Genomic DNA, 11,265 nt, shown 5'->3' on the forward strand with positions numbered 1-11,265 from the left:
TGGACGGAGCGCACGATCACTGAGCGGCACGAGGAGCACGACGTGGCGGTACGAGCTGTCCGAGGAGCCGTCCAGCTCGAGCGGGACGAGCCGGGGCACATGGACGAGCGGGTGGCCCTGCCGCTCTCCGCCGTCCTGGAGCGCAACCGCCTCGGGGCGGACGATCTGATCAGTATCCGGTTCACCGCCACCCCCGACCTGCGCAGCGACGTCCCGGCCGCCGCCGCACGCGGAATCGGCATCGTCAGTGACGATGGCTCGCTGATCTGCGCGCGGGAGCCGGACATCGCCGGCGCCATGCCCCGCGTCGTCCGTATCCTCGCCCACATCGAGTCCGACCTCCCCCGCTCCGAGATCGCGCACGTCTACCTCGGCGCCGCGGCAGCCCTCCGCAAGGACATCGCCCAGTGAGAACCGCCCTCGTCATCGGAACCGGCCTGATCGGCACCTCGGCCGCCCTCACCCTCGCCGGGCGCGGCGTCGCCGTCCATCTCGTGGACCACGACCCGGCCAGGGCGCGGACGGCGGCGGCGCTCGGCGCCGGCACCGAGGAGCCGCCCGCCGGGCCCGTCGACCTCGCGATCGTCGCCGTACCGCCCGCGCACACCGCCACCACGCTCGCCGCCGCGATGCGCGCCGGCAGCGCGCGCGGCTATCTGGACGTCGCCAGCGTCAAGGGCGGCCCCCGGCGCGAGTTGGAGGCGCTGGGCCTGGACCTGGCCGCGTACATCGGTACGCATCCGATGGCCGGCAAGGAGAGCTCGGGTCCGCTCGCGGCGACCGCCGATCTCTTCGAGGGCCGCCCCTGGGTGCTGACCCCGACGCCCGGCACCGACACCGAGGTGCTGAATCTCGCCCTCGAGCTGGTCGCGCTGTGCCGCGCGGTGCCGGTGGTCATGGACGCCGACGCCCACGACCGGGCGGTCGCCCTCGTCTCGCACACCCCCCAACTGATCTCCTCGATGGTCGCCGCGCGGCTGGAGGAGGCCGACGAGGCGGCCGTACGGCTCTGTGGCCAGGGCATCCGCGACGTCACCCGGATCGCGGCCTCCGACCCCCGGATGTGGGTCGAGATCCTGACCGCGAACCCGGGGCCGGTCGCCGACGTCCTGGCGGGGGTGGCCGCCGACCTGGACGAGACCGTCGAGGCGCTGCGGGCGCTCCAGTCCGCCGACGAGGCCAAGCGGCGCGGCGGCACCGAGGGCATCGAGGACGTCCTGCGGCGCGGCAACGCGGGCCGGGTGCGGGTGCCGGGCAAGCACGGCGCGGCCCCGACGTCGTACGAGACGGTGGCCGTCCTGATCAGCGACCGGCCGGGCGAGCTGGCCCGTATCTTCGCGGACGCCGGGAGCGCCGGGGTCAACATCGAGGACGTACGCATCGAGCACGCGACCGGGCAGGAGGCGGGTCTGGTGCAACTGATGGTGGAGCCGTCGGCGGCCCCCGTCCTGAGCACGGCGCTGCGCGAGCGCGGCTGGTCGATCCGCCGCTGACGCCCGCCCGCTCAGCCGCCCCCGCGGCGGCCGCGCGGGCGGGCTTTCGCGGGGGTGTAAGGCGCGGCCCCAGCACTCGGTAACCTTGTGCGGGGGCGTACTGACGTCTGGGCGTCCGGAAACGACCCCCCCGAACGTCCCGAGAGTGTCGCGCGAACGACATCGCGTACGACTGAGCGCCCCGTGAACCAGGAAGGTGTCCGCCTCCGTGGAAACCGCTGCAACCGTCGCCAGGACCGCCCCGGCCGCCGTGATCGTCGCCATCGACGGGCCCGCGGGCACCGGCAAGTCGAGCACGTCCCGGTCCGTGGCCACCCAGCTCGGACTGAGCTACCTGGACACGGGCGCGCAGTACCGGGCGATCACCTGGTGGATGATCAGCAACGGTATCGACGTGCAGGACGCCTCGGCCGTCGCCACGGCCGCCGGCAAGCCGGTCATCGTGTCCGGCACCGACGCGGCGAACCCCACGATCACCGTCGACGGCGCGGACGCCTCCGGCCCCATCCGCACCCAGGAGGTCACGGCCAAGGTCAGCGCGGTCAGCGCCGTCCCCGAGGTACGGGCCGTCATCACCGCGCTCCAGCGCACCATCGCCGCCGCCGCGGACAACGGCATCGTGGTCGAGGGCCGTGACATCGGCACGACCGTGCTGCCCGACGCCGACCTGAAGGTCTTCCTCACCGCCTCGCCCGAGGCACGCGCCGCGCGCCGCAGCGGCGAGCTGAAGGGCAAGGAGGCGACGGACCTCGCCGCCACGAAGGAAGCGCTGATCAAGCGGGACGCCATCGACTCGGGCCGTAAGACGTCCCCGCTGGCCAAGGCGGCCGACGCGGTCGAGGTGGACACCACCGACCTCACGCTCCAGCAGGTCATCGAGTGCGTCGTCACCCTTGTCGAGGAGAAGCGGGCGGCCCGGTGAGCGGACCCTCCCGGCCGCGTAAGGCCGCACCGTCCGCGAAGGGCGCGGCGGTCGGCCGCGGAATCGGCATCGGACTGATGTACGGCCTGTGGAGGCCACGGGTGCTCGGCGCCTGGCGGGTCCCCGCGACCGGCCCGGTGATCCTGGCCGTCAACCACTCGCACAACATCGACGGGCCGATGCTCATGGGCACCGCGCCCCGGCCCGTGCACTTCCTGATCAAGAAAGAGGCTTTCGTCGGTCCGCTCGACCCGTTCCTGCTGTCCATCGGGCAGTTGAAGGTGGACCGTACGACGACCGACCGCGCCGCCGTCACCGACGCGCTCGGGGTGCTCCAGGGCGGCGGGGTCCTGGGGATCTTCCCCGAGGGCAGCAGGGGCGAGGGCGACTTCGCCTCACTGCGGTCCGGGCTCGCGTACTTCGCCGTACGGACCGGGGCGCCGATCGTCCCGGTGGCGGTGCTGGGGAGCACGGAACGCCGCGGGCGGCTGATATCCGCGGCGCCCCCGCTGCGCAGCCGTATCGACGTCGTCTTCGGGGACGCGTTCGAGGCGGGGGAAAGCGGCGGCCGGCGCACGCGTCAGGCGATGGACGACGCCACGCTGCGGATCCAGAAGCGGCTGACCGCCCATCTGGACAACGCCAGACGCCTCACCGGGCGCCGGGCAGGACTTGAGTAGTGCGCCGCGCTGTCGCGGTGCACCGATCACGATGAACGAGGTACGGACTTCATGAACGACCATATTGACTCCGGCGACGAGCACGGAGAGCTTGGCGACGCCGAGTACTCGGAGTTCATGGAGCTCGCCGCCCACGAAGGATTCGACCCCGAGGAGATCGAGGGCGCGATCGACGAGGCGGGTCACGGCCCGCTGCCCGTCCTCGCGGTCGTCGGCCGCCCCAATGTCGGCAAGTCGACGCTGGTGAACCGGATCATCGGCCGCCGTGAGGCCGTCGTCCAGGACAAGCCCGGCGTCACGCGCGACCGCGTCACCTACGAGGCCGAATGGGCCGGGCGCCGCTTCAAGGTGGTCGACACCGGCGGCTGGGAGCAGGACGTGCTCGGTCTCGACGCGTCCGTCGCCGCCCAGGCCGAGTTCGCGATCGAGGCCGCCGACGCGGTGGTCTTCGTCGTGGACTCCACGGTCGGCGCGACCGACACCGACGAGGCCGTCGTCAAGCTGCTGCGCCGGGCGGGCAAGCCCGTCGTGCTGTGCGCCAACAAGGTCGACGGCCAGAGCGGCGAGGCCGACGCGACGGCGCTGTGGTCGCTGGGTCTCGGCGAGCCGCACCCGGTGTCCTCGCTGCACGGGCGCGGTACGGGCGACATGCTCGACGCCGTGCTGGAAGCGCTGCCCGAGGCACCGAAGCAGACCTTCGGCACGACCATCGGCGGCCCGCGCCGGATCGCGCTGATCGGCCGCCCCAACGTCGGCAAGTCCTCGCTGCTCAACAAGGTCGCGGGCGAGGAGCGCGTCGTCGTCAACGAGGTCGCGGGCACCACCCGTGACCCGGTGGACGAACTGATCGAACTCGGCGGCACGGTCTGGAAGTTCGTGGACACGGCGGGCATCCGGCGCCGCGTCCACCTCCAGGAGGGCGCCGACTACTACGCCTCGCTGCGTACGGCCGCGGCCGTGGAGAAGGCCGAGGTCGCCGTCGTCCTGATCGACACCGGCGAGTCCATCAGCGTCCAGGACCAGCGCATCATCACGATGGCCGTCGACGCGGGCCGCGCCCTCGTCGTCGCGTTCAACAAGTGGGACACCCTCGACGAGGAGCGCCGCTACTACCTGGAGCGCGAGATCGAGACCGAGCTGGCGCAGATCGCCTGGGCGCCCCGCGTCAACGTGTCGGCCCGCACCGGGCGCCACATGGAGCGGCTGGTCCCGGCGATCGAGACGGCGCTCGCGGGCTGGGAGACGCGCGTGCCGACCGGCAGGCTCAACGCCTTCCTCGGCGAACTCGTCGCCGGGCACCCGCACCCGATCCGTGGCGGCAAGCAGCCGCGCATCCTGTTCGGTACGCAGGCGGGCACCCGGCCGCCCCGGTTCGTGCTCTTCGCGTCCGGCTTCATCGAGGCGGGCTACCGGCGGTTCGTGGAGCGCAGGCTCCGCGAGGAGTTCGGCTTCGAGGGCACGCCGATCCATATCTCGGTACGGGTGCGGGAGAAGCGCGGCCGCAAGAAGTGACACGCGGCGGTTGACAGGGACAGGGACAAGGACAGGATCAAGGCCGGTGGCCCGGCGCGGACGACATCCGCGCCGGCCCACCGGCCTTGTCCCTGTTCCTGTCCCTGTCCCGTACGGCTGACGACGCGGGGTCAGAGCCCCCGGCGGGGCGCCGGCGGCAGGGCCACCTGGGCGCGGCCCGCCGGATACTGCCGGCCGCCGCTCTGCCACGTACTCGTGAACGGGGCCTGCCGCCCCGAGGACCCGTGCATCCCCGTACCGAAAGCGGTGAAGCCCAGGCTCTCCTCACCGCTCCGGTCGCCCGGCAGCGTCCTGAACGACCGCAGATACTCGGAGTACAGCGCGTCGTAGATCGGCGTGGCCGAGTATCCGGACGAGTACCCGGCGGGGGTGTCCTGGGCCGGGCGCATGGCGGGGACCTGGGGCTGGTACTGCTGGCGTGGACGGTCGTATGAGTGCACGTACGTGCCAACGACCCCATCGTCCGTCGGATGCGGGCTGACTCGCGAAAATGCTGGTCGCGACGGGTGGGAGGGCGAGCCGGCGGACGTACGGCCCGGCTCCCCGGCGCCGCCGGGCTGCTCCTCCTCGCGGCGCTCCTCACCGCGGTGCTGCCCACTGCCGGGGTGTTCACCGCCGCGGTGCGCCGTCGCGTACCGCTCACCGGCCCCGGCCGCCGGGGCCTGTCCCTGGTCCGTCACGTGCCGGCCAGCGGCATCGCCGCCGCGACCAGACGCCCGTCGGCAGCCGCCTTGTCCAGCGCGTCGCGCAGCAGGTCCTCGCGCGGCTGCTGGCCGATGGAGCCGACCGGGGCGGCGAAGACCAGGACCGTCCGCGACTTGTTGGCGGCGGCCCGCCAGTCGCCGGTGACCTGGAGCGGCTGGTGCGCCTGCCACCAGGCGACGGGGGTGCCGCCGCCGGTGCCGGGCTGGAGGATCGCGTGCAGTTGGCCCATGGCGAGCAGCACCGACCAGCCGGACAGCGTGGCCGGGGCGCGGTTCAGATCGCCGGCCAACTGGAAGCCCTGCTCGGCGAGGAGCGGCAGGAACTCGTCCTCGGCGAGGGTCGAGCCGGGCCGGGCGATGGGACCGGTCGGCTCCACCACGAGGGCGGGGTGGAGCTGGTTGTCGATCAGGACCAGACCGCTGGTGACACCGAGAACGGCCTGCTCGCCGCCGGCGGCCGGCGCCTGGGGGTCCCCGCCGGTGATGCTGCGGACGGCGCCCTGGAGCTGGTCCTCGGCGACCTTGACGACCTGGGAGGGGATGCAGGAGGCATGGGCGAAGGCCAGGACGGCGGTCTCCTCGCCGATGAACAGCACCGTGCTGGTGCGTTCGGTCTCGGAGTCGCCCGGGGTACGGCAGGAGGTGCAGTCGTAACTGCCCGGGGAGTTCTCGCCGGCGAGCAGGCGGTCGGCTTCTTCGTCGCCGATCTCGGCGCGTACGTCTTCGCTGACGTCGAGCATGCGCGGCACGGGTGGCTCCTCGAACTCGGTGCGTGGGCCGGGCTGTTCCCGGCTCGTAAAGAGACAACGGGTGAGTTGTCGCCGGGGTCACGCGCGAAGCCGGACGAATCGAACTGTCAGGACACCACCTGGGCCCGCTCGCACATACGGGTGAAGCTTCCGCCCGCCCCCGCCCCGCCTGACGGGAGCCGCCGCCGGGGCGCGCGAGGGTGCGGCGGCGGCGCGGCGCACGGCCTGGAGTCGCCGCGCCAGGCCGACCAGAGCGCACCCGACAGCACCAGGCAGCACCGGACGCCGGGTCGACCAGGCAGAACCGGGCAGAACCAGGGAGACACCGCGGCCGATGCACATCTCTTTTCTGCTCCACAACGCGTTCGGGGTCGGCGGAACGATCCGGACGACGTTCAATCTCGCGCGGGCGCTCGCCGAGCGGCACGACGTCGAGATCGTCTCCGTCTTCCGCCACCGCGACGAGCCGACGCTGGGCGCCCCCGAGGGCGTCCTGCTGCGCCAGCTCGTCGATCTGCGCAAGAACAGCGGCGGTTACGACGGCGGGCACCCCGACATCGGTCGGCCGGCCACCGTCTTCCCGCGCGGCGACGGGCGGCACAAGCAGTACAGCCGGCTCACCGACACCCGGATCGCCGAGCATCTGCGGTCGCTGACGGCCGATGTCGTCGTCGGCACCCGTCCCGGCCTCAACTGCCATATCGCCCGGCAGACCCGGCGCGGCCCCGTCCGGGTCGGCCAGGAACATCTCACGCTGGACAGCCACGGCCACCGGCTGCGCCGCGAGATCGCCCACCGGTATGTGCTGCTCGACGCCGTCACCACCGTCACCGAGGCCGACGCGCGGGCCTACCGTTCCCGGCTGCGGCTGCCCGGCGTACGGATCGACGCCGTGCCGGGCAGCGTGCCCGCGCCCGCTGTCGCCCCCGCCGACTCCGCCGCCAGATACGTCGTGGCGGCGGGCAGGCTCACGTCGGTCAAGCGGTACGACCTGCTGATCAGGGCTTTCGCCCAGGTGGTGGCCGCCCGGCCCGACTGGCGACTGCGGATCTACGGCGCGGGCGACGCGACCGGCGACGAACGGGCCACGCTGCGCGCACTGATCGAGGAGCGCGGACTGTACAACCACGTCCATCTGATGGGCACGGCACACCCGTTGGAGCCCGAGTGGGTCAAGGGCTCGATCGCCGCCGTCACATCGAGCCTCGAATCCTTCGGCATGACCATCGTGGAGGCGATGCGCTGCGGTGTTCCCGTCGTCTCCACCGACTGCCCGCACGGGCCCGGCGAGATTATCGAGCACGGGGTCGACGGCCTGCTGGTCCCGGTCGGCGACGAGGACGCGATCGCACGAGGACTCCTTGCCCTGATCCAGGACGACGAACTGCGGCGGCGTACGGCGCTGGCGGCCCGTGAGTCGTCCGCCCGGTTCGACCCGGCGCGGATCGCCGAGCGCCACGAGGAGCTGTTCACCGATCTGGTCGCCCGGCGCCGCCGCCGGCCGGGGCCGCGCGAGGCGCTGCTCGGCACCGTACGGCGCGGCCGTGGCCTCCTCGTCGGAGGGACGCAGACGGTGCGCGAGCTGGCAGCGGCGGCGGCCCGCCGAAGGAGGCCCGCGTGAGCGCCCCTCTCGCGCACTGCGCCGCCGACGCGGCGGGCACCGTCACCTTCGAGCTGGCCGGCGGCCCCGACACCGAACTGCTGCTGCGCCGGCGCGGCGGCGCCACCCCGGCGGACGAGGTACGGCTGCCGCTGACCGGCGGGCGCGCCGTCCTGGACCACGGCACACCACTCGCCGAGGGCCGCTGGGACATCGTGCGGGTCACGGAGCCGGGCGGGCACGACACGGAGCCCGTCCGCCCCGGCACCAGGGACGTACGCGCACTGGTCGACCGGGTCCCCGGCGCCGGCCCGGTCACCGTCCGCGTCCCGTACCCGACCGCCGACGGGCGCCTCGCGCTGCGCTGCTGGGTCCGCGCACCGCACGCGGAGGCCGGGGCCATCCACCTCGCGGACGGCGCCATGACCGTGCGGGGCGTGCTGTACGGGGCCGAGCCGGGCCACGGCGCGGCGGTCGAGGCCCGGCGGTGCGCGAGCCCCGGCGAGAGCGGTACGGCGCCCCGTACCCACCGCGTCCCGGTCACCGGCGGCGCGGGCGGCGCCTTCACCTTCACGCTGCCGTACCCGCCGCTGGCCGAACCGCCCCTGACGGAGCGGCGGTTGTGGGATCTGTGGCTGCTGCCCGCGCCCGGCGCGCCCGCCGTGCGGCTCGCACGGATCCTGGACGACATCTGGGACCGCAGCCGCTCCCACGTCTACCCGGGGCACCGGGCGGCTGGCTGGCTGGCCGCCCCCTGCTACTCGGGCGACAACAACCTCCACGTACGCCTGGACCCGGCGGACTGACCACGTCGACGCCAAAGCCGTAGCGGACAGGCCCTGTCCGCTACGGCTGTCAGAATCGACGCATGCTGGAGACCTCCGCCCGACTGCTCCGCCTGCTCTCCCTCCTGCAGGCCCACCGCGAATGGTCCGGCCCCGATCTGGCCGAGCGCCTGGGGGTGACGCCGCGCACCGTACGGCGCGACGTCGACCGGCTGCGTGAGCTGGGCTACCCCGTGAACGCCAGCCCCGGCACCGGCGGCGGCTACCAGCTCGGCGCCGGTGCGGAACTGCCGCCGCTCCTGCTGGACGACGAGGAGGCCGTCGCCGTCGCTGTCGGGCTGCGTACGGCGGCGGGCAACGGGATCGACGGCATCGGCGAGACGTCCGTGCGCGCGCTCGCCAAGCTGGAGCAGGTCCTGCCGAGCCGGCTGCGCCGCCGGGTCGGCGCGCTCAACGCCTTCACCGTCCCCATGCTCCGCGGCTCGGGCCCGACCGTCGACGCGAGCGTCCTCACCGAGCTGGCGAACCTGTGCCGGGACGGCGAGCGGCTGCGCTTCGACTATCTCGACCATGTCGGCTCCGCCAGCCGCCGCACCGTGGAGCCGCACCGGCTGGTGTGCACCGAGCGCCGCTGGTATCTGGTCGCCTGGGACCTGGACCGCGCCGACTGGCGTACGTTCCGGGCCGACCGCATCACCCCCAGGCCCCCGCACGGCCCGCGCTTCACGCCCCGCGAGCCCCCGGCCGAGGATCTGGCCGCCTATGTCTCCGAGGGCGTCTCCACCCGTGTCTACGCCTCGGCCGCGGTGATCCGGCTCAAGGTGTCCGCCGCACGGGCGGCGGAGCTGGTGTCACCGTCCGCCGGTGTGCTGGAGCCGGTGGACGAGCACAGTTGTCTGCTGCGCACCGGGGCGGGCGGTCTCGACGTGATGGTGGTCCATGTGATGCTCCTCGGCGTCGACTTCGAGGTGGTCGAGCCACCCGAGCTGACCGACCACATGAGGGCGGCGCGCGACCGCCTTTCCCGGGCGCTCGGGGACGCTCCGTAACACCTCGGTCGCCGCGTCGGCGGTCATCCGGAAGGTGTCGTACCGCCGATGATTGTGCGAGGGGGAGGTGAATTCCGTACGACGTGTCAAATGCCGGCGGACGGTCGAACGGAGGAATTCGGAGCGCGGAAAATACGGTGATCTTCGAGTCTGCCGAATTGCTTATCGCTTACTTACGGACGATGTGTGAACAGCGGTCCGAAGGCATGGGGGAGTGGCCGAACAGATGTCGTGATCCTGTGACACAAGTGTGACCGAGGTCGTACGTAAGTGCGTAGGCTCGGTGACCGCGGAGCCGCCGGACGCCGCCCTTCCGTCACCGTCCGCCGTCACCGGCGAACCGGGCCGGGAGAGCCTAGGCTGAGCCGTATGGCATCGATACCGACACCTCCGGCACAGCCCGACGACGCACCCGACTCCTATGTGGGCCTCGCCGCTCCCGAGGCCGAGCGGATCGCCCGTGAGCGCGGCTGGACCACCGTCCGGGCGCTGCCGCCGGGCGCCATCATCACCCTGGAGTATCTGCGAGGGCGGCTGAACTTCGAGGTCGAGAACGACACCGTCGTTCGCTGCTGGCTGGGTTGACCCGGCCGGGCGGCGATATCCGCGCGTTCAGGCCCAGTTGTCCGGACGGCGAAGGACCCCGGCGCGGATATACCGCCGGGGTCCTTCACCGTGGCTCGCGCCGGGCGCCGGGCTCAGCCGCCCGTCACCGGCCGTGAGCGCGGCGGGCGGCGGCTGCCCGCCGGGGTGGTCGGGGTGCGCTCGGAGCGCGCCGTGGCGTGCGGCCGGGGCTGGGTGAGCTGCGCGGTGGTGTTGCGGCTCGTCGCGTTACGTCCCGAGTGGGCCGTGCCGACCGTCGAGCGGCCGGCGTCCTCGTCCTCCTGCGCCGGGAGTTGAGGGACTATCACGGGCCAGGGACCGTCGGCCGGTACCGGCCCGGAGACCGCCCCGCGCCGTACGCGCACCCGTTCCCGCAACCGCTCACGCACGGCGAACACCGCCGCCTCCGTACGGGCGATGGTCGGCTCGAACCACGGCAGGGCGAGCAGGATCAGCAGACCGGCGACCCAGCCGAGCAGGACGTCGCTCAGCCAGTGCGTGCCCAGATAGACGGTCGTCGCGCCGACGCCGAGGGCGACCACGGACGAGATGATCGACAGATACCGCCTGGCCCGCGGCGTGGTGGCCAGATAGGCCAGGATGCCCCAGGTCACCACGGCGTTCGCGGTGTGGCCGGAGGGGAATATGTCGCCGCCCGCGAAGAGTTCGGCCGATCCGATCTGCGTCGCGTAGTGCGGGCCGAGCCGCCCGAGGCCGAGCTTCACCGCCCCCACCGTCACGTTCAGCAGCAGCAGCGCGGCCCCGAGGACCAGCAGCGGACGCAGCGTGTGCTGGCGCCAGGACCGCCAGCCCAGCCAGGCGGCGATCATCACGGCGGTGGGGCCGCGCTGGCCGAGGACCACGAAGTAGTCCAGGAACGCGTGCAGTTGCTGCCACTGCTGGTACGGCCGGAACAGCATGATCTTCCAGTCGAGAGTCACCAGCCAGGACGAGGCGAGAACGGCGACCACGATGGCGAGATAGAACGCCAAAGTCCCGCCGAAGAGAGTCGCGCGGGTACGGCTCATCCGCGGGATCTCTATCTTCGGCGGCTCCGGCTCCCGGTCCAGTCGGGCGAAGATGTCGGTACGCACCCAATCGACGTTACAGCGAGTGAACGGCCGACTCGGTCGTTCCAGTCTCTTTG

At 72.8% G+C, this 11,265-nt stretch carries 12 protein-coding genes; 9 read left to right on the top strand and 3 right to left on the bottom strand.

Features of this window, described 5'->3' with window-relative positions:
• The first annotated feature begins 42 nt into the window (after nt 1-42).
• The 5 genes from aroH (at nt 43) to der (ending at nt 4,607) form a co-directional block, all read left to right on the top strand.
• Nucleotides 43-411 (top strand): chorismate mutase, encoded by a 369-nt coding sequence (aroH, locus tag OG329_RS34110; protein WP_405800349.1) that lies wholly within the window; start codon nt 43-45, stop codon nt 409-411.
• Nucleotides 408-1,493 (top strand): prephenate dehydrogenase, encoded by a 1,086-nt coding sequence (locus tag OG329_RS34115; RefSeq protein ID WP_405800351.1) that lies wholly within the window; start codon nt 408-410, stop codon nt 1,491-1,493. Before aroH ends, OG329_RS34115 begins: the two co-directional genes overlap by 4 nt.
• Nucleotides 1,494-1,689: 196 nt before the next feature.
• Entirely contained in the window at nt 1,690-2,415 is a 726-nt protein-coding gene (gene cmk / locus OG329_RS34120; protein WP_405800353.1) for a (d)CMP kinase, read from the top strand.
• Complete coding sequence (locus OG329_RS34125) at nt 2,373-3,095, top strand: lysophospholipid acyltransferase family protein (protein ID WP_405800354.1); 723 nt, start codon at nt 2,373-2,375, stop codon at nt 3,093-3,095. Before cmk ends, OG329_RS34125 begins: the two co-directional genes overlap by 43 nt.
• A 51-nt stretch (nt 3,096-3,146) precedes the next feature.
• Nucleotides 3,147-4,607: a ribosome biogenesis GTPase Der gene (der, locus tag OG329_RS34130; protein WP_405800356.1), complete on the top strand. Its 1,461-nt coding sequence runs from the start codon at nt 3,147-3,149 to the stop codon at nt 4,605-4,607.
• Nucleotides 4,608-4,738: 131 nt separating this feature from the next.
• Here the strand turns inward: der and OG329_RS34135 are convergent, their stop codons facing one another.
• Nucleotides 4,739-5,017, bottom strand: a complete 279-nt coding sequence (locus tag OG329_RS34135; RefSeq protein WP_405800358.1) for a hypothetical protein — start codon at nt 5,015-5,017, stop codon at nt 4,739-4,741.
• A 287-nt stretch (nt 5,018-5,304) separates the two neighbouring features.
• Nucleotides 5,305-6,081, bottom strand: a complete 777-nt coding sequence (locus OG329_RS34140; RefSeq protein WP_405800360.1) for a hypothetical protein — start codon at nt 6,079-6,081, stop codon at nt 5,305-5,307.
• Nucleotides 6,082-6,415: 334 nt separating this feature from the next.
• On the opposite strand from OG329_RS34140, the gene OG329_RS34145 reads away from it, so the two are divergent.
• From OG329_RS34145 to OG329_RS34160, 4 genes are all read left to right on the top strand, one after another.
• Nucleotides 6,416-7,702: a glycosyltransferase family 4 protein gene (locus OG329_RS34145; protein ID WP_405800361.1), complete on the top strand. Its 1,287-nt coding sequence runs from the start codon at nt 6,416-6,418 to the stop codon at nt 7,700-7,702.
• Nucleotides 7,699-8,487: a transferase gene (locus tag OG329_RS34150; RefSeq protein ID WP_405800363.1), complete on the top strand. Its 789-nt coding sequence runs from the start codon at nt 7,699-7,701 to the stop codon at nt 8,485-8,487. Before OG329_RS34145 ends, OG329_RS34150 begins: the two co-directional genes overlap by 4 nt.
• A 62-nt stretch (nt 8,488-8,549) precedes the next feature.
• On the top strand, nt 8,550-9,515 hold the full coding sequence (locus tag OG329_RS34155) for a helix-turn-helix transcriptional regulator (RefSeq protein ID WP_405800364.1): 966 nt from the start codon (nt 8,550-8,552) through the stop codon (nt 9,513-9,515).
• 369 nt (nt 9,516-9,884) lie between these two features.
• Nucleotides 9,885-10,100, top strand: a complete 216-nt coding sequence (locus OG329_RS34160) for an I78 family peptidase inhibitor (RefSeq protein ID WP_405800366.1) — start codon at nt 9,885-9,887, stop codon at nt 10,098-10,100.
• A gap of 113 nt (nt 10,101-10,213) precedes the next feature.
• On the opposite strand, the gene OG329_RS34165 is transcribed toward OG329_RS34160, so the two are convergent.
• Entirely contained in the window at nt 10,214-11,212 is a 999-nt protein-coding gene (locus OG329_RS34165) for a phosphatase PAP2 family protein (RefSeq protein WP_405800367.1), read from the bottom strand.
• Nucleotides 11,213-11,265 lie beyond the last annotated feature (53 nt).

This window comes from Streptomyces sp. NBC_01506, from assembly GCF_045040295.1.
GTDB lineage: Bacteria > Actinomycetota > Actinomycetes > Streptomycetales > Streptomycetaceae > Streptomyces.